The following is an 18,673-nucleotide window of genomic DNA, read 5'->3' as shown; positions in this document are numbered from 1 at the left end:
AGACATGGCCGACGGGATTCTCGCGGGGCGCACCGCGCTCGTCACCGGCGCCTCGCGCGGGATCGGCCGCGGCATCGCGATCGGCCTGGCCGAAGCCGGCGCCGACGTCGCGGTCAACTACACCCGCGGCGAAGACGCCGCCGCCGAAACCGTCGCCGCGATCGAGGCGCTCGGCCGCAAGGCCAAAGCCTATCAGGCGTCGGTCACCGACGAGGCCGCCTGCGCCGCGATGGTCGCCGCGATCGAGGCCGACTTCGGCCCCATGTCGATCCTGATCAACAACGCCGGCATCGCCAGCCGCGGGCAGTCGGTGGCCGAAACAACGCCCGAAGAAGTCGACAAGCTCTTCGCCGTCCACGCCGCCGGCCCGCACCGCCTGTCGCGTCTCGCGCTGCCGCAGCTCCGCACCCACGCGCGCAGCGACATCATTATCATCTCGAGCATCGCGACCTATACCCATTCGCCCAATGGCGCGCCCTACACGATGGCGAAGGCGGCCGGCGAAGCCCTCGCCTACGCGCTCGCCAAGGAAGAGCTCGGCAACGGCGTCCGCGTCAACATCGTCGCCCCCGCGCTCACCGTCAGCGACATGGGCGAGAAACTGTCGCGCGCGATCACCGGCAACGAGGACATCCACCATCTCGACACCAAAATGCCCTTCGGCCGCGTCGCCATGCCCGCCGACGTCGCCGCAGCGGTCGTCTGGTTCGTCTCGGGCGCGAACAGCTATTGCTCGGGGCAAAAGCTCAACATCGACGGCGCGGGTCAGGCGACCTTCCGGTGATGCGTCGCGGCGGCTTGCTGCTTGGCCTGTTGCTCCTGCCCCTCGCGCCGGCGGCTGGGCAGGTCGCATCGCCGGCGGAGGAAGATAGGCCTGCGGCTGAACCGGATGTGCGGCTGGCGGCAGGCAGGCCGGCAACTAGCGCGATCTGCCTCGGCCTCGACGAAGGTCAGGAGACGGCGCGTAAACAGCTCGATGAGGCCAAGAGCTTCTTCGACCCTCTCGCCTTTACCTGCGACGGCGATCTGCTCGATGCCGAAGAGGGTTTCGCTCCGCTCCTCCGCCGCCGAGGGCAGGAATCCTTCCGCCCCTATGACGATTCGAACAGGGCGGAGCTCGCGCCTGCAATCCACCTCCGTTCGACGGCGCTCTACATGCGCAGCAACTATCAGATCGTCCGGATCGATTGCGAATATCCGCCTGCCGACGACAGCGATGGATTGGGCAACCCGAAACCGAAGCAGGGGCGGGTCGTCCTCGATTTCCAAAACGAGTATATCAAGCCGGACCGGGGCAAATTCGAACTCGCGCTCGGCGCCGCCGACTGCGGCTTCATTGCCGAATGGCTGGAAGAATATAGTCCTGGCGAAGTGACCGAAAAACTGCCGTTCGACCCGATGGGCGAGATCATCCCGCACGCGGGAAAGTCGATATTTGAAGCCGTCGACATCGGCGGACGCCATTCACTATTTCATCGCTATGGCTCGCTCGGCGTGCTTCCCGACCCACCGAGCGACGCCATCGAAGGCCGGCTTGACCAGCTCATGGCCTATTTCGCCAACCGGGCGAAGGAAAGCGGCCGAAAGGTCCGCTGACTCTGCTAGTTGCCAACCCATGCGCCCCGATTCGCCCTCTCCCGTCATCCCCTTCCTGATCGCGTGTGCGGGGATCGCGACCTTTTCGGCGATGGATGTGCTGATGAAGGGCCTGTCGATCGAGCTCGGCGCCTATAACGCCGTGCTCTGGCGCACCGGGACCGGCACGCTGCTCGCGGGCGCGCTCTATTTCGCGAGCCGCCCAAAATGGCCCGACAAGGCGACGATGCAGATCCACGCATGGCGCTCGCTGTTCGTTGCGGGGATGGCGCTCTGCTTTTTCTGGGCGCTCGCGCGGCTGCCGATGGCGGAGGCGATCGCGCTCGCCTTTGTCGCGCCGCTGATGGCGCTCTACATGGCCGCGATCTTTCTCGGCGAGAAGATCGGTCCGCGCTCGATCGCGGCGTCGATCCTCGGCCTGTGCGGGGTGATCGTCATCGTCGCGGGGAAACTCGGCGGCAGCGACTATAGCGACGAGGCGCTACTCGCCGTCGGCGCGGTGTTCCTCTCGGCGATCTTCTACGCCTACAACCTCATCCTCGCGCGGCGGCAGGCGAAGATGGCCGAGCCGATGGAGATCGCCTTTTTCCAGAATTTCTTCGTCGCCGCGATCCTCGCATTGGGCGCGCCATGGTTCCTCGCTGTCCCCGCTGCGGGCCATGCGCCGCACATCCTCGGCGCCGCGCTCCTCGCGACGACCTCGCTGCTGCTTTTGAGCTGGGCCTATGCCCGCGCCGAAACGCAGATTCTCGCGACCACCGAATATACGGGTTTCCTGTGGGCGATGCTCTTCGGCTGGTTCTTCTTCGACGAAGCCGTCACGCTGCCGACTTTCGCCGGCGCGCTGCTGATCGTCGCCGCCTGCCTGATCGTCGCGCGCAAGGCGCCGCACGGCGACCCGATCGAGCCGGCGGCCGCCTGATCTCCCCTCCCATTTATGGGAGGGGTTGGGGGAGGGCATGTCGAGGTGGGGAGTTGCCGAAACAGGCCCTCCCCCAACCCCTCCCGCAAGCGGGAGGGGAGAAGATCACACCGCCGCCCGCGCCAGCCGGTCGTTGATCGCCGCGCCCAGCCCCTCGACCGGGATCGCCGCCACCGCGATCTTCGGCTTTGCACTTGCCGCCCCGGCGTGGAGCGCGTCGAACAACCGCGCCGCCGCCTCGGTCAAATCGCCCGCGGCGCTCAAATCATAATCACCCGCGACCGCGCCGAACCCGATCCCGAACTCGTCAGCGGCAAAAATCACCGCCCCCAGCCGCACCGGCTTTCCCGGCGCATAATGGCTCGCGAGCATCCCCGGCGCGACGATCTCCGATCCCTTTACACCGGTCACCGCAAGCCCGCTCGCTTCGCCGAGCATCGCGGCGGTCACCGGCCCCGGGCGCAATATCTCGATCGCGCCGTCCTGCACGCGAGCAATTGTCGATTCGACCCCTGCCGTCGTCGCGCCGTCGTCGATCACCATGGCGATCCGCCCGTCGAGGCTCGCGAGCACATGGCTTGCCTTCGTCGGGCTCACCCCGCCGCTCGCATTGGCGCTGGGCGCGGCGAGCGGTGCGCCACTCTCGGCGAGCAAAGCCTGCATCGCGCGGTGTCCGGGCACCCTTATCGCGATCGTATCGAGCCCCGCGGTCGCGATGCTCGCCACCGGGCAATCCGCTGTGCGCGGCACCACCAGCGTCAGCGGCCCCGGCCAGAAGCGCGCCGCCAGCAGGCGCTCGACATCGCCAAACACTCCTAGACGCTCGGCCCCGGCAAGGTCGGGCACATGCACGATCAACGGATTGAAATCGGGCCGCCCCTTCGCGGCATAAATTCGCGCGACCGCCTCCGCATTGCGCGCATCGGCGGCGAGGCCATAGACCGTCTCGGTGGGCACCGCGACCGGCTCGCCTGCCGCGATCAGCGCCGCCGCCTCGGCGATCGCCGAGCTATCGAACGGAAGTGCAATTGTAGACTTTGAGGCATCGGCCATGCCGCGCTATAGCGCCCGCGCAACGAGATTCACCAGCAAAGTAGCTTGCCCATGACCTATACGCCGCCGACCACCGAACAGCTCTTCGTCCTCGACCATATCGCGCGCGTCGACGCGATGGCGCAGCACGAGCGTTTCGCCGCCGCAACCCCCGACATGATCGAAGCGATCGTCACCGGAATCGGCGAATTTGCCGCCGACGTCTACGCGCCGCTCAACCGCGTCGGCGACGTCAACAACCCCAAATGGTCGGACGGCAAGGTCACCATGCCCCCGGGCTTCAAGGAAGCGTACAAAGCCTTCGTCGACAATGGGTGGGGCAGCATCGACGGCCCCGGCGAATATGGCGGGCAGGACCTGCCTTTCACCCTCGCGACCGTGGTGATCGAGGCGCTCGGCAGCGCCGACATGGGCTTTACCCTGTGCAACATCCTGACCCCCGGCGCGATCCACGCGCTGATGGCCTATGGCACCGAGGAACAGCGCCAGACCTGGCTTCCCAAGCTCGTCTCGGGCGAATGGAACGGCACGATGAACCTGACCGAGCCTGCCGCGGGCAGCGACGTCGGCGCGCTGCGCTCGACCGCCGAAAAGGTGACCGAAGGCCCGAACGCCGGCCTCTACCGGATCAAGGGCCAGAAGATTTTCATCACCTTCGGCGAGCATGATCTCACCGACAATATCGTCCACCTCGTCCTCGCGCGCACCCCCGGCGCGCCCGAGGGAACGCGCGGAATCTCGCTCTTCCTCGTCCCCAAATACCGCCTCGACGCCGATGGCAAGCCGGCGCATTCGAACGGCGTCCATTGCGCGTCGATCGAGCACAAGCTCGGCATCCACGGCTCGCCCACCGCAGTGATGGTCTATGGCGAGGACGAGGATTGCCTCGGCGAGATCGTCGGCGCCGAAATGGGCGGCATGCGCGCGATGTTCGTGATGATGAACAACGCGCGGCTGATGGTCGGCTGTCAGGGCGTGCAGATCGCCGAGCGCGCGACGCAGCAGGCGCAGCGCTTCGCCGCCGAGCGCGTCCAGTCGGCGCTCGCGGGCGGCACCGACCGCAACCCCGTCACGATCGACCAGCACCCCGACGTGCGCCGCATGCTGTGGCGGATGCGCGCGCAGACCGAGGCCGCACGCGCGCTGACCTATTATGCCGCCGCGCAGATCGATTTCGGCAAGCTCGGCGACGAAGCCGCCGCGATGCGCGCCGAGATCCTGATCCCGCTGGTCAAGGCGCACGCGACCGACATCGGTTGCGAGGTCGCGAGCCTCGGCGTGCAGGTTCACGGCGGCATGGGCTTCATCGAGGAAACCGGCGCCGCGCAGCATTATCGCGATGCACGCATCGCCCCGATCTACGAGGGCACCAACGGCATCCAGGCCGCCGACCTCGTCGGGCGCAAGCTCGGCATGGCGGGGGGCGATCTTGTCCGCTCCCTGATCGACGATATCGCGCACGGCGCCGCCGACTTCCCCGAATTGCAGCAGCTCGTCGACGCGTGCCGCGCGGTCACCGACTGGATGGTCGGCGCGAACACCGGCGACCGGCTTGCCGGCAGCTATCCCTATCTCACCATGCTCGCGACTGCCACTTGTGGCTGGCTGATGGCGATCCAGCACAAAGCCGCGCGCGCGGCGCTCGACGAAGGTAGCGGCGACCGCGCCTTCCTCGAAGCGAAGATCGCCTCGACGCGTTTCTATCTCCAGCAGATCGTCCCCGCGGCGACCGGCCTCGCCGCCTCGGCGCTCGCTGGCGACGCGGCGCTGGCGCCGCTGCCCGCGATCGCCTGAAACACATGGAATCCTGCGCCTGATGCTCCGGCGCGCGGCGCAGGATTTCATTCATAATTAACACGATGATAACCATCTGGGACTAGGCACGGGCCGGCAATTGCTGGAGACGTGCGTGCCCATCCCGGTCAAAAGTCTGATGATCAGCTGGCGAACCATCGCCCTGTCGCTGCTTCTCAGCCTGGCGGCGGGACTGACGTCGATCGCCGAACCTATCGATCGCGTGCTCGAAGCCTTCGTTGGCAGCGTCGCCTGGCGGCCAGTGACCGGCGACATCGTGATGGTCGAACTCGACGCGAAGACACTAGATGCATCACCCAATCGCGATTATGCGCCGCGGCATTATGCCGCCGTGGTCGACGCTGTGAATGCGGCAGGCGCCAAGCGCCTGTTCGTCGATTTCTATTTCGACCGCCGCGAAAAGGACCGCGACTTCCCTCTGCTCGTCGATGCTGTGAAGCGGATGGGCGACCGCGTCGTCCTTGCGGTGCCCACGCGGACTGCGCCGGGTTCCGGTGAAAATATCTCGACCTTTCCCAGCCCCGCTTTCGGCAACGACGTGCGGATCGCCAGCATCGCGTGGGAAACCGAATTTTGGCAGCTGTGGCGCGTGCCGATCAGCTATGCCGCCGACGACCGCGTGCTGCCCAGCTTCGCGTCGATCATCGCCGGCAAATATAGCGCGGAGCCGGCGACCTTCCGCCTCGACTTCACTTACGACCCAGCGACGATCCCGCGGTATAGCGCCGCCGATGTCGTCAGCGGCAAAGTCGCCGCACGCGAACTCGTGGGCAAGGACGTCATCTTCGCCCCGACCGCCCCCAATTTTCAGGACAGCTTCTTCCTTCCCGGTCACAACCGCCTTCCAGGCGGCTATGTCCACCTGATTGCCGCTGAGACGCTAAAGCGCGGCAATCCGGTCGACGTCGGCTGGGCGCCGGCCTTCCTGCTCGCCGTCGGGGTTATGATGGCGTTGCTGTTCGCGCAGGTGAAGCGCGGCTTCATGTCGCTCGCGGTGGCGACAACGGCGCTGCTCGTTGCCGGTAAGGTCGTCCTCAGCTCCATGCTGATCACGATCTGGATCGGCCCGGCGCTCGTCTTCATCGCGGCGATCGGCACCAACGTATCCCGCACCCGCCGCCGTGCCTCTGCGCAGCGCGAAAATCCGGTGTCAGGCCTCCCCAATTTCGAAGCGCTGCGGACGCAGACGGCGTTCGGCAGCGCGACTGTCGTCGCGGCGAAGGTCGTCAATTTCGAGGATCTCGCCGCCTTCATCCCGGGCGACGGAATCGGCAAGCTGGTCGAGCAGGTCACGCGACGCCTCCAGCTCGCGTCGCAGGGGACGACGCTGCACCACGATCTCGACGGCACCTTCGCGTGGCTCGTCCCCTATTATCAGCACAGCCAGATCGAGGGGCAGCTCGCGGGCCTCGCCGCGCTGTTCAACGCGCCGCTGACGATCGGCGAGCTGCGCGTCGACGTCGCGATCGCCTTCGGGGTCAATGACGAGTTCGAAGGGTCGAACGCGCAGCGCCTCGCCGCGGCGCTCGTCGCGGCCGAACGCGCGATCCGCACGCGCTCGCTATGGACAAAATATACCTCGCGGCAAAAGGAAGACGCCGGTTGGCAGCTCTCCTTCCACTCGCAGCTCGAGGACGCGCTGACCGGCGGCGACATCTGGGTCGCCTTCCAGCCGCAATATCAAATCGCGACGCGGCAGCTCGTCGGGGTCGAGGCGCTCGCGCGCTGGACGCACCCGACGCGCGGCCCGATCCCGCCCGACGAATTCATCGTCCAGGCCGAAAAGAGCCAGGACATCTATCGCCTGACGCTGTTCGTGATGGACCAGGCGATCCGCTCGGCGGCGCAGCTGCGCGAACGCGGGCTTCCCATCAGCATGTCGGTCAACCTGTCGGCGAGCCTGCTCGACCATAGCGACCTCGTCGGCACGATCCGCGTGATGCTCACCGCGCATCATCTGCCGCCCGAGATTTTGACGATCGAGATCACCGAAACAGCGCAGATCGAAAACAGCCGCCAGGCGCGCCAGACGCTCGCTCAGCTCCGCCGGACGGGCATTCGTTTGTCGATCGACGATTATGGCACCGGCCAGTCAAACCTCGAATATCTAACCGAGATCGAGGCCGACGAAATCAAGATCGACAAGCGATTCGTGATGACGATGCGCGATTCGCAGCGGAACCTCGAAGTCGTCAAATCGACGATCGATCTCGCGCACCGTCTCGGCGCCGTCGCGGTCGCCGAAGGCATCGAAGACGCCGAAACCATGGCGCTTCTGGCGGGCCTCGGCTGCGATGTCGGCCAGGGCTATCATCTTGGAAAACCTCAACTGTTTTCCGAACTGACCGCGACTCTCACCGCCACTTCCCAGAACCGCACTGCATAACTGCCAAACTGGCGGCAATGTTTATAGTTAAGACTCGATTTACCTTAATAATTAAGGTATACGCGCTGTTAACTGTTCCGTCGTGGGCAGTGCGACAGGAGATTTGTCATGGGTTGGTTTTGGCGATTCCTGGGCGGCGGCGGCACCGATAGCGGTGGCGGTCAGGCCTGACCCGGATTAGAATTTAGGAATGGGGCTCCGGCATAGCCGGGGCCCTTTTCTTTTGCCCGAAGCCCACGAGGCGGTCCGCCGCAGGAGGATCGCTTGCCGATACAATGAACCGCACCACAACAGCGTCACCGGTGCCGTCTTTCGCACTTGCCTTCCCCACTCAAAAAAATCCGCTTTTCATCCCGCTTCTGCCAATCCGCGCGCTAACCCGCGGAAAGGCTGGCGCGGCGCCTCGCGCTCGTGCATCCGCCGCGACGAGACGAATCAAATTATCGACGAATTGAGTCCCCGATCTGTCATTTAGCGTCTTGCATCGCGGCGCCGACGTGGCACTATAGGTGGTGGGTCACACACGGGGGCACCCCAAGAAATAGTATTCGGCTGCAACTGGCGGATTTCCGTCGTCCATCCCATATGGACACGGGAAAACCCTCGCTGCGCCCAAAAAAAGTGCCCACGTGGACAGGTTTAGATGCTAAGACCGGGGCTTCGCCCTGAGTCGAACAAGACAGGAACAAAGCGCACCGCGTGCGCGTTCAAATCGGGGGCGAATAAGATGGATTTTCGGGAAACGGAACGGGTGGAGACGAGCGACGTGGCGACGATGGAACTGGCAAAGAATGACGCTCCGGCAGCGAGCGAATCGGTTGCCGATGCGGCGCCCGCGGCGAAGCTCAACGACAGCAGCGAGCCCAAGGTGCACGCGCGCCGATTCGAGATCGTCACCGACAAAAGCCGCGACGCGCTGCTCACCGACTTCGGCAAGGAAACGCTCGAGGATCGTTACCTGCTGCCCGGCGAATCATATCAGGATCTCTTCGCGCGCGTCGCGTCGGCCTATGCCGACGATCAGGATCACGCCCAGCGCCTCTACGACTATATCTCGAAGCTGTGGTTCATGCCCGCGACCCCCGTTCTCTCGAACGGCGGCACCGGCCGCGGCCTGCCCATCTCCTGCTATCTGAACTCGGTCGACGACAGCCTCGAGGGCATCGTCGGCACGTGGAACGAGAATGTCTGGCTCGCCAGCCGCGGCGGCGGCATCGGCACCTATTGGGGCGCGGTGCGCGGCATCGGCGAACCCGTCGGCCTCAACGGCAAGACCAGCGGCATCATTCCCTTCGTCCGCGTGATGGACTCGCTCACCCTCGCCATCTCGCAGGGCAGCCTTCGCCGCGGCTCGGCCGCCTGCTATCTCGACGTCTCGCACCCCGAGATCGAGGAATTCCTCGAGGTGCGTAAGCCGTCGGGCGACTTCAACCGCAAGGCGCTCAACCTCCACCACGGCGTGCTGATCACTGACGAGTTCATGGAGGCCGTCCGCGACGGCGCCGAATTCAACCTCCGCAGCCCGAAGGACAACAGCGTCCGCGGCACCGTCGACGCGCGCGGGCTGTTCCAGAAGCTCGTCGAAACGCGCCTCGCGACCGGCGAGCCCTACATCATCTTCATCGACCAGGTGAACCGCATGATGCCGAAGCATCATCGCGATCTCGGGCTCAAGGTCACCACCTCGAACCTCTGCTCGGAAATCACGCTGCCCACGGGCCGCGACCATCTCGGCAACGATCGCACCGCGGTCTGCTGCCTCTCGTCGCTCAACCTCGAAACCTGGGACGAGTGGAACGGCGACAAGATCTTCATCGAAGACGTCATGCGCATGCTCGACAATGTCCTGCAGGACTATATCGACCGCGCCCCACCCGAAATGGCGCGCGCCAAATATAGCGCCAGCCGCGAACGCTCGGTCGGGCTCGGCGTCATGGGCTTCCACAGCTTCCTCCAGGCGCGCGGCCTGCCGTTCGAGGGCGCGATGGCGAAATCGTCGAACCTCCGCGTCTTCAAGCATATCCGCGCGCAGGTCGATCAGGCGTCGATGCTGCTCGCGAACGAGCGCGGCCCCTGCCCCGACGCCGCCGATCAGGGCGTGATGGAGCGTTTCAGCTGCAAGATGGCGATCGCGCCGACCGCGTCGATCTCGATCATCTGCGGCGGCACCAGCGCGTGCATCGAGCCGATCCCCGCGAACATCTACACGCACAAGACGCTCTCGGGCAGCTTCTCGATCCGCAACCCGCACCTCGAAGCTTTGCTCGTCGACAAGGCGAAGAACAGCGACGCGGTGTGGAACTCGATCCTCGAACGCGGCGGCAGCGTCCAGCACCTCGACTTCCTGTCGCAGGACGAGAAGGACTGCTACAAGACGAGCTTCGAGATCGACCAGCGCTGGCTGCTCGAACTCTCGGCCGACCGCACGCCCTACATCGATCAGGCGCAGTCGCTGAACCTCTTCATCCCGGCCGACGTCGAGAAATGGGATCTGCTCATGCTCCACTACCGCGCGTGGGAACTCGGCATCAAATCGCTCTATTATCTCCGCTCGAAATCGGTGCAGCGCGCCGGCTTCGCGGGCGGGGTCGAGGCCGACAACACCGCCGAAGCGCCGAAGTTCGAACTGAGCGCCGAGAGCACCGACTATGACGAGTGTCTGGCCTGTCAGTAACGCTCCCGCCGCGTGAACCCCGGCGAAAGCCGGGACCCAGCGCGCAGTAACGCAACACAGGATTGGACCCCGGCTTTCGCCGGGGCACACGAACCGAGACAAGACCCGAGGATAAGAACATGTCCCTTCTCGAAGCCCGCAAGACCTACAAGCCCTTCGAATATCCGTGGGCCTATGATTTCTGGAAACGCCAGCAGCAGATCCACTGGGTTCCCGAAGAAGTGCCGCTGGGCGAGGATTGCCGCGACTGGGCGCAGAAGATCAGCGACCATGAACGCAACCTGCTCACGCAGATTTTCCGCTTCTTCACGCAGGCCGATATCGAGGTGCAGGATTGCTACCACGACAAATATGGCCGCGTGTTCAAGCCGACCGAAATCAAGATGATGCTGACCGCGTTCAGCAACATGGAGACGGTGCACATCGCGGCGTACAGCCACCTGCTCGACACGATCGGCATGCCCGAAAGCGAATATGGCATGTTCCTCGAATATGACGAGATGCGCGCCAAGCACGATTATATGGGCACCTTCGGCGTCGACAGCGACGAGGATATCGCGCGCACGCTCGCGATGTTCGGCGGCTTTACCGAGGGCCTCCAACTCTTCGCCAGCTTCGCGATGCTCATGAACTTCCCGCGCTTCAACAAGATGAAGGGCATGGGCCAGATCGTCAGCTGGTCGATCCGCGACGAAAGCCTCCACTGCGAAGGCATCATCAAGCTGTTCCACACCTTCGTGAAGGAACGCGACTGCCTGACCAAGGCGGTGAAGGAAGACATCATCGACACCTGCCAGAAGACGGTGCGGCTCGAGGATGCGTTCATCGACCTCGCGTTCGAACAGGGCCCCGTCCCCGGCATGACGCCGAAGGAGATCAAGCGCTACATCCGCTACATCGCCGACTGGCGCCTCGGCCAGCTCGGGTTCCAGCCGATCTACATGATCGACGAGCACCCGCTCCCCTGGCTCGCCCCGCTGCTCAACGGCGTCGAGCACGCGAACTTCTTCGAAACGCGCGCGACCGAATACAGCAAGGGCGCGACGCGCGGCGACTGGAACAGCGTGTGGACCAGCTTCGACAGCCGCAAGAAGGCGAAGAACAGCGAAGACGCGGCGCCCGTCAACGACGCCGAAGCCGACGGCGAAGACATGTTCAAACAAGCCGGCATCGCCGCGGAATAAGCGACCCTGAAAACCCCTCCCGCCTGCGGGAGGGGCAGCAAGACTTGGGAGCTTGCTCCCTACTCGCCGCGGGGAGGGCAACGCCGCCCCACAAGATTAAGACAAGAAGTCAGAGGCAACCCAAATGACCGAAAAACAGAAACTCCTGATCCTCAGCCAACCCCAGCGCGCGAGCCTCGAAGGCCTGTCGAACCGCCGCCCCCAACTCCCCACCGATCCCGTGCGCGACGAACTCGTCACGCTGGGACTGGTCGTCAAGCAGGGCGCCAAATGGGCCCTGACCCCGCAGGGCAAGAAGGTGCTGGCGGCAAGCTCGAACCGGCGCAACTCGGGCGGATTTTCGGTTTGATAATGACGGATAAGCGGGAAGGATAAACTCGATACTACCAACCCGGAAACAATGGAAAAACTGGTCTAAACCAACTAAATACCAATTTATTGGTTTAATTGTTGCCGTGCTCGCTCTGTTTTCGGCCCCGCAATACATCGCAGGCTTGTTCGAGGAACCAACGGCGCGGAGTTATACGTCCGATCGCATCAAATATGTTCAAAAATTAGACGATGCTAGCACGTGCTTCGCCGCACGGCTGTATGTTGATGAACGCGATGAAATGCTGTCAAATTGTACCGTTGACCTAACTGGGCTTGCTGCGTTTTTTAAGACGTTTTCGCCGTATATTGCTACAACTCCCTATAGCGGCGCTGAAAATCTAGAAGGCTACAGCGTACAAGCCGAGGCTGCCGCACATATAATAAACGGCGCTGCGACGCGCGAAGACCTAATAAAGGGAGAGGAAGAACTTGGTATCAGCTTAGCCGAGGTCGCATATCATTTATGCGGACTAGAATGGCATCTTCGTTCGAGCCCTCCCGATCCCATAGGGAACATGTCTACTTCTCGCGTAGAATCTTATCAAAGAGCATGGTTGAACTGGCTAAGGTATACCAAATCGGACTTTCGCCACGCGTTTTTCTCTCATGATAAATATCGCGTAAAGGACGATCCGGATTGCTCAAGCTTCATAGGACTGATCGACTAAATCAAAATTCAGACATCCTGCGCTGTCTCTTCTCCGAGGCGCGACTACTCACCGGAACTGCGGAATATTGACTAGATTCGTGATTTCTTGCTCGGCGCACTCCGCATGGATGCCGGATCAAGTCCGGCATGACGATCCAGAGAGAAGCATCCAATCCGACCCCATCTTCGTCACCCCGGACTTGATCCGGGGTCCATCGCCGCCCTAGCCTCCGCCCCATGCACGCCGACTTCCAGCCCTGCGCCTATATCATGGCCAGCGCGCGGTGCGGCACGCTCACACCGGCGTCACCTCGCACCCCCTCCGCCGCGCCGGCAAGCGATCCGGCAGGGCAGCAGACCAACCGCCTCGCACGCTCCTTCCTATTCGCCGTCCTGCGTCAGTTCACCGAAATAATTGTCCATCCGCTGGCGCCCATCCTCCGAAAGCGCGATGTGGATCCGGCGCCCGTCGTCAGGATCTTCAGTGCGGTCGAAGAAACCTTCGTCGGCCATCGTCTTGATCCATCGCAACGCTGTCGTCGCGGGGACCGCCGCGGCGATACACAGGCTCGAAACCGAAACCGTCTTTCGCTCATAGTGCGACGCATACAGATCCAGCAGCATATCCCATGCGGGATCGGCAAAAAGATCGGCGGGAAAATGACTTTCCCGCCGCCGCCGTCTCCAGATCATTTCACGAATGCCGCGCGCCTTTCCGTCGGGAAAGGAAATCGGCACCGGCTTGCCGCGCCACCCGCCGCCAACATGTCGATAAGTCGATTCCGGCGTCGATATGACCGGTCCGTTTTTGAACAGCGACTGAATCTGCTGTTCGATGAGACTCAACCGATATGGCAGATCATAACCACTGCCCGGATCTATTCCTTCCCGTCCCATTCGCATCCCCCTGCTCCCAAGACACGGGAATCATGCCTCAAATCGCATCCATGTTCGCGTAAATTTAACTCCAAAATGAATTTTAAAACTTCCATATTGGCAATAATTCAGGAAAAATCCGAATAATTCCGTAACAAAGCCCGAAAACGACGCATGTCAAAATCGAGTCAAATAGGACAAGACTATTTAAGCTTAACAAGAATTGCGGCGACCACTTAATAGACTCTCACATTGCCGAGGCGCCGCATGGGTCCGGTTCAAGTCGGACGAGGCACTCGCCTCGTCCGAGATTACAACGCGGGATAGACCGTCCTGCCTTCGCGTAAACCCAATCTCGGCGCCGCTGCCGCGCCCCAAATCCTATTTCGCACACCCCGCCCCAAAAACCCCTGTCCTACATTCTCCGCCTATGCTCCAAACTGGCGGATGAGCCACATCGCCCCCATCCCCTCGCCCGGCGCGACCCCCGCCCCCACGGTCGACGACGCCCCCGCGCTCGACGCACACGGCCACGACCCCGCCGCTTACGACTGGGTGCCGGTGCTGAAAAAACGCCGCAAGGATGGCTGGTCGCCCGACAAGCAGCGCGCTTTTATCGAGGCGCTGGCCGACAGCGGCTCGGTCGCCACCGCCGCGCAGCGTGTCTGCATGTCCGAATCCTCCGCCTATCGCCTGCGCCGCGCGCCGGGGGCGGAGGCGTTCGACCGCGCCTGGTCGGCGGCGATCGAAGCGGCGTCGAAGAAATTGCTCGACGCCGCCTTCGAACGCGCGCTGGTCGGCACCGACGAGCCGGTGTTCGACCGTGAAGGCCGCCGCGTCGGCCGCCGCCTGCGCCAGAGCGACCGCCTGCTGATGTTCCTGCTGCGCGCCTACGGCCCCGATTGTTTGCGCGGCAATGCCGCCGGCCGAGCTGCCCCCGCCGCGACCCCGATCGCCGAGGCGCTGGTCCATCTGCACCCCGAACCGCCCGCCGCGCCCGCCGCGCTGATGGCGCCCGACGATCTCGCGGTGGCGCTGGAGGTGGCCGACCTGTGCGACGGCGAGCTGCCGCGCTGGTATCGCGACGACACGGACGAAGCGGTCCCGGTGTCGCCGGCGATGCCGGCGCGCGATGACGATGAGGCTGAACTTCGCTGAACTTTGGGACCGCCAGAGCGACTCCGCGCCCCTCAATGCACCGTAACTGGCCGCATCACCCCGCCCACGCGCGCCACCGCAAACATCACGCCGTCGCGCACGACCTCTGGCGGGCCTTCGAGCATATAAAGTTTCACCAGCTCGCGCGTGACCTCGCTGTCGTCGTCGACGACCAGCCGCAGCGAATCCAGCCCGATATTGCCGCGCGCCACCACCACATCGCGGACCAGCGCGAGCGGCCAGCGCGCGCTGGCGCCGCGATAGAGCGTCACCCCGTCGTGGCGGAGGTAATCGCCGCGCCGCCGCCACATGCCGAATATATACGCCCAGACGCTCAGCACCGCGGCGATCGCGAGCAGCAGCAGCGGCTGCCCGAAGACCATGTTCCAGAAGGCATCGACCGGATCGCCGCCCCAGTCGAGCCGCACCGCGAGCACGCCGAGCAGCACCGCGCAGGCGAATTGCCACCCCACCAGGGGCGCCGTGCGCAGCCGTGCCACCACCACCATTTTCCGGTCCCCGTCGATCATCGCGGCCTAAATAGGCATCGCCGCCCCGCCGCGCTACCCCGCGCGCTTTCGCACCGCCCTGCCCGCTGCGAGTCGCCAACATCGGCGCCAGCCAGCCGACGGACCGCCCCGCCCGCGCGGCGAGCCGCCACCGCTTGCGCCGCGCCGCTGCTATACTGGCGGGCGAAAGGAGAAAGCCCATGCAGGCCGTAACCGAAGGCGACCGCCGCAAGGAGGTTCGCGTCCTCCTCGATCAGATTCAGGCGCACCCCGAACGCGACTGGACCGCGGCGCGCCAGCGCCTCGCGACGCTCAATAAATTGATCGCCGGACCGCCCGGAAAACCGCCCCGCCCGCAACCGCATTAGCCACTCGTCGCGCACGCGCGGCGGTCCGTCGCAATCGCCGCGATGCGATGCAACAATCGGACATTGCACAAGTTTCTTGCGTCAAGGCATCGGCGCCGCCCCCTTCCCCCCCGCGGGGCGCGCCGATGCCTGACCCAGTCCCACGACGGAGACACAGACATGCGCAAAGCATTTGCCCTTCTGACGGTCGCCCCCGCCTTCCTCGCTTTCCCGGCGTTCACGCAAACCGCGCCCGCGCCGGCCCCCGCCCAGCTCGCCCCCGACGGCAGCGCCAACGTCAATCTGGTCGGCAAGGTCGGGCTGAAGGGCGGCGCGGTCGATGCCGCGGTCGATGGCGTCACCAACCCCGTCGGCGGCACCGTCGATCGCGTCGACAGCACGGTCGGCAAGGCCGTCGATACGGCGAACCTCACCCTCGCGACGCGCGAACAGGTGCGCGCGGGCGCCGAGCTTTACGACACCAGCGGCAACAGCGTCGGCACGGTCCAGAGCGTCGAGGGCGACACTGCCGTCGTGGTCCGCGGCGGCAAGCTCTACAATGTGCCGATTGCCCAAATCTATCATGGCGCAGTGGGTGCGACCCACGGCCTCGTCACCAAATTGTCGAGCGCCGAAATCCAGGCGCGCACCACCGCCGCGATCGAATCGCGCTGACATATCGGGACTAGCCGCGGCGACCCCTTGCAATAAGGGACGTGGCCGCGCTGGGGGGAGCCGGGTGCACTCGGCTCCCCGCCTTGGAAAATCGGGAGAGACCGCATCGCGCCAGCGATCGGGGAGGGAGCCGGGACACCGGCTCCCTTTCGTCGTTATGCCGCATCCGCATAGGAAAATGGCCCGCCCCAGGGGAGGGGACGGGCCAGTTCGGTGCCGCCGCGCCCGATTGCGCCGCCGGCCCTCTGTTATCTCGCCTAAACTATTCGGCCTCTTCGAACAGGTCGACCGCGTTCGCGGCGTTCGCCGACAGGCGAACCGTGTCGCCCTCGACCGCCGCGACCAGACCCGCGGGCAGGTAATGATGCTTGCCGTCGCCACTGTCGGCCTTGGTCAGCTTGATGCGCTCGCCGTCGAGATGGTCGACGGTGCCGACATGGACGCCGTCGGCGCCGACAACATTCAAACCTTCCTTGATCGCGCTATGGTCATGCTCTGCCATCGTCATTCTCCTTGCCGCTCCGGGAAGGGGGAGCTTCGCCATCATACGCGCAGAAAGCGAGTCGGCTCCATATCCCGAGGCAAGGCGCCCGAAAGCCGCGCCCACTTTCCATCGCGCCGCCGTCCCGAACGATCAGCACCAGGGGCGCCGCCGCCCCTCCCATGGCCGCGCCAGCCCTTCGTCAACGAGCACCGACCCGACGCTCGTCCCGCCGCGCGTCACGATGCGCAGGTTGCGGCCATAGCGATCGGTGTCGCGCCCGGCGCTTTCCAGGCTGAAGGCGCCGGCATTCAGCCAGGTGCGGAGCCGTTCGGTCGCGGCATCGCCGAGCGCCGCCTCCTCGGCGCAGCGCGCGGGATGCGTTTCGGGGGTGTCGATGTCGGCGATGCGATATTTGTCGCCCGCGAACCAGAAGGTGTCGCCGTCGACGACGCAATTGCAGCCGCCGCCGCTGTGGCAGAGCGCGAAGCGCGCCGACAGCGCATCGCGCTCCGCCGCGCCTTCGCCGCCCGCAAGCATGGACATCGCGGGCGCGGGCGTCGCTTCGGCGCCGCCCGGAAAGCCCTGAAAGGTCGCGAGCGTAGCGACGAACGCAGCGGCCATCGCCCGCGTCAGCCACAGCTTCGGTGGGGCGGTGCGCCGCCGGCGTACCGCCCGCGGATCGTGAAAATCGGGTTCGGACATGCGGCGACCCTAGCGGTGGGGGCCTGACAAAATCCCGGCGAGGCCGCTCCGCTTTGACCGGCAAAGCAGGTCAATCACGCCCGCTACGGCGCCGTTCTGATCCTCAATCCAAGGGTATCAGGGCGCGCCGCGCGGCGCGTCGTCCTCGACCCCGCCCTCGCCAAGCTCGTCATCCTCGTCGTCGTCGCTGCGTTCGCCGCGATAGGCATCCATGTCGATCCGCCCCGACCGTTCCATCTGACGCATATGGTCAACCAGATCCTGAACATCGTCGCTGGCGTTCCCGTTGCCGACCTTGTCGCTGTCTTCCTGCGGCCGATCGCGACGCGCGGCTTCGGCAACGCTCTGCGCCTGCGCCTCCTCGTCATCCTGCTCGCGATTGCGCGCTTCGGGGGCTTCGTCGGCTTGGGCATCTGCTTTGCGGGGATCGTCGATCATGGCCGGCTCCTTTCAGGGGACAGCCGGGAAACGCGCGGGATCGCGCGGCCGTTCCTCAGGCGGCGGCCGCCAGTATTTTCGTCTCGATCACACGAATGAAGACCTCGGGATCCTGCGCCCCCGGGATCAGCATCCGCCCGCCGAGGATGAAAGCGGGCACCCCGGTGATATTCTGGTCGGCCCAATAGGCTTCCTCGGTGCGCACCATCTCGCCGAACTCGTCCGACGCCAGAATCGCCGCCGCGCGCGCGCGGTCGAGCCCCACCGACGCCGCGACGTCGGCGAGCACCGTATGATCGCTGACATCGCGATTGTCGGTGAAGTGCGAGGCGAACAACGCGAGCTTCAGCGCGGTCTGCACGCCCGTCGCCGCGTCCTGCTCGGGCTCCTCAAGCGCCCCCGCCCAGGTCAGCAGGCGGTGCGCATCGAAACTGTTACGCACGCGGCTTTCACCGCTGCGGTTGAAGGTGAAGCCGAGATCGGCGGCGACCTCCGCCATCTTGCCGCTGTTCGCGCGGCTCTGCTCGGCGCTAATCCCATATTTGCGCATGACATGCGCGGCGGTATCCTCGCCCTCCGCCGGCATGTCGGGGTTCAGCTCGAACGGATGCCACTGAACGCGGAAATCCAGCCGCTCCGCAAAATGGTCCATGACCTTGCGGAACTTCAGCCAGCCAATGATGCACCAGGGGCACATTACGTCGGACACGATGTCGACGCTGAGGCGCGGTATGCGCGGTTCGGTCAAATTTCTTCTCCTGCCGGCACGCCCCGCCGCACTCAGTCGGAACGGCGATCCTTGCCCGTCCGCCGATCGCCGTTGCGGCGATCCG

At 64.7% G+C, this 18,673-nt stretch carries 18 protein-coding genes; 11 read left to right on the top strand and 7 right to left on the bottom strand.

Annotation, left to right across the window (positions count from 1 at the left end):
* The first annotated feature begins 4 nt into the window (after nt 1–4).
* The 3 genes from V8J55_RS09670 to V8J55_RS09660 are packed head-to-tail and all read left to right on the top strand — an operon-like array spanning nt 5 to nt 2,518.
* Entirely contained in the window at nt 5–784 is a 780-nt protein-coding gene (locus tag V8J55_RS09670) for an SDR family NAD(P)-dependent oxidoreductase (RefSeq protein WP_336445398.1), read from the top strand.
* A complete protein-coding gene (locus V8J55_RS09665; protein ID WP_336445397.1) occupies nt 781–1,596 on the top strand; it encodes a hypothetical protein in 816 nt (271 codons plus the stop codon). Before V8J55_RS09670 ends, V8J55_RS09665 begins: the two co-directional genes overlap by 4 nt.
* Before the next feature lie 19 nt (nt 1,597–1,615).
* A complete protein-coding gene (locus V8J55_RS09660; RefSeq protein ID WP_336445396.1) occupies nt 1,616–2,518 on the top strand; it encodes a DMT family transporter in 903 nt (300 codons plus the stop codon).
* Nucleotides 2,519–2,623: 105 nt separating this feature from the next.
* On the opposite strand, the gene V8J55_RS09655 is transcribed toward V8J55_RS09660, so the two are convergent.
* Nucleotides 2,624–3,571, bottom strand: coding sequence for an L-threonylcarbamoyladenylate synthase (locus V8J55_RS09655; protein ID WP_336445395.1), 948 nt, complete (start codon nt 3,569–3,571; stop codon nt 2,624–2,626).
* 51 nt (nt 3,572–3,622) lie between these two features.
* Here V8J55_RS09655 and V8J55_RS09650 point away from each other — a divergent pair, with 51 nt between their 5' ends.
* From V8J55_RS09650 to V8J55_RS09630, 5 genes are all read left to right on the top strand, one after another.
* Complete coding sequence (locus V8J55_RS09650; protein WP_336445394.1) at nt 3,623–5,365, top strand: acyl-CoA dehydrogenase; 1,743 nt, start codon at nt 3,623–3,625, stop codon at nt 5,363–5,365.
* Between the two features lie 115 nt (nt 5,366–5,480).
* The gene (locus V8J55_RS09645) at nt 5,481–7,772 is read left to right on the top strand and encodes an EAL domain-containing protein (RefSeq protein ID WP_336445393.1); all 2,292 of its coding nucleotides are present in this window, start codon (nt 5,481–5,483) and stop codon (nt 7,770–7,772) included.
* 727 nt (nt 7,773–8,499) lie between these two features.
* Complete coding sequence (locus V8J55_RS09640; RefSeq protein WP_336445392.1) at nt 8,500–10,446, top strand: ribonucleoside-diphosphate reductase subunit alpha; 1,947 nt, start codon at nt 8,500–8,502, stop codon at nt 10,444–10,446.
* A gap of 119 nt (nt 10,447–10,565) precedes the next feature.
* Nucleotides 10,566–11,630 carry a ribonucleotide-diphosphate reductase subunit beta gene (locus tag V8J55_RS09635; protein WP_037518520.1) on the top strand — a complete coding sequence of 355 codons (1,065 nt, stop codon included), beginning with the start codon at nt 10,566–10,568 and terminating at the stop codon, nt 11,628–11,630.
* Nucleotides 11,631–11,754: 124 nt separating this feature from the next.
* Entirely contained in the window at nt 11,755–11,979 is a 225-nt protein-coding gene (locus tag V8J55_RS09630; protein WP_336445391.1) for a hypothetical protein, read from the top strand.
* Between the two features lie 1,053 nt (nt 11,980–13,032).
* Here V8J55_RS09630 and V8J55_RS21670 read toward each other — a convergent pair.
* Nucleotides 13,033–13,548 carry a hypothetical protein gene (locus V8J55_RS21670; protein ID WP_443030798.1) on the bottom strand — a complete coding sequence of 172 codons (516 nt, stop codon included), beginning with the start codon at nt 13,546–13,548 and terminating at the stop codon, nt 13,033–13,035.
* A gap of 426 nt (nt 13,549–13,974) precedes the next feature.
* On the opposite strand from V8J55_RS21670, the gene V8J55_RS09620 reads away from it, so the two are divergent.
* On the top strand, nt 13,975–14,685 hold the full coding sequence (locus tag V8J55_RS09620) for a hypothetical protein (protein WP_336445390.1): 711 nt from the start codon (nt 13,975–13,977) through the stop codon (nt 14,683–14,685).
* A gap of 32 nt (nt 14,686–14,717) precedes the next feature.
* Here the strand turns inward: V8J55_RS09620 and V8J55_RS09615 are convergent, their stop codons facing one another.
* On the bottom strand, nt 14,718–15,215 hold the full coding sequence (locus tag V8J55_RS09615; protein WP_336445389.1) for a hypothetical protein: 498 nt from the start codon (nt 15,213–15,215) through the stop codon (nt 14,718–14,720).
* 179 nt (nt 15,216–15,394) lie between these two features.
* Between V8J55_RS09615 and V8J55_RS09610 the strand changes: the two genes are divergently transcribed.
* On the top strand, nt 15,395–15,562 hold the full coding sequence (locus tag V8J55_RS09610) for a hypothetical protein (protein WP_171013687.1): 168 nt from the start codon (nt 15,395–15,397) through the stop codon (nt 15,560–15,562).
* A gap of 159 nt (nt 15,563–15,721) precedes the next feature.
* Nucleotides 15,722–16,216 carry a hypothetical protein gene (locus V8J55_RS09605; RefSeq protein WP_336445388.1) on the top strand — a complete coding sequence of 165 codons (495 nt, stop codon included), beginning with the start codon at nt 15,722–15,724 and terminating at the stop codon, nt 16,214–16,216.
* A 262-nt stretch (nt 16,217–16,478) separates the two neighbouring features.
* Here the strand turns inward: V8J55_RS09605 and V8J55_RS09600 are convergent, their stop codons facing one another.
* From V8J55_RS09600 to V8J55_RS09585, 4 genes are all read right to left on the bottom strand, one after another.
* On the bottom strand, nt 16,479–16,718 hold the full coding sequence (locus V8J55_RS09600; protein ID WP_058539995.1) for a DUF2171 domain-containing protein: 240 nt from the start codon (nt 16,716–16,718) through the stop codon (nt 16,479–16,481).
* A 132-nt stretch (nt 16,719–16,850) separates the two neighbouring features.
* Nucleotides 16,851–17,402: a thermonuclease family protein gene (locus V8J55_RS09595; RefSeq protein WP_336445387.1), complete on the bottom strand. Its 552-nt coding sequence runs from the start codon at nt 17,400–17,402 to the stop codon at nt 16,851–16,853.
* Between the two features lie 117 nt (nt 17,403–17,519).
* On the bottom strand, nt 17,520–17,840 hold the full coding sequence (locus V8J55_RS09590; RefSeq protein WP_336445386.1) for a hypothetical protein: 321 nt from the start codon (nt 17,838–17,840) through the stop codon (nt 17,520–17,522).
* 55 nt (nt 17,841–17,895) lie between these two features.
* The gene (locus V8J55_RS09585) at nt 17,896–18,588 is read right to left on the bottom strand and encodes a DsbA family oxidoreductase (RefSeq protein ID WP_336445385.1); all 693 of its coding nucleotides are present in this window, start codon (nt 18,586–18,588) and stop codon (nt 17,896–17,898) included.
* Nucleotides 18,589–18,673 lie beyond the last annotated feature (85 nt).

Origin of the sequence: Sphingopyxis sp. CCNWLW2 (assembly GCF_037095755.1) — a bacterium.
Classification (GTDB): domain Bacteria; phylum Pseudomonadota; class Alphaproteobacteria; order Sphingomonadales; family Sphingomonadaceae; genus Sphingopyxis.
Note: the sequence above shows the minus strand (reverse complement) of the source record. Positions and strands in the feature narration are given on the sequence as shown.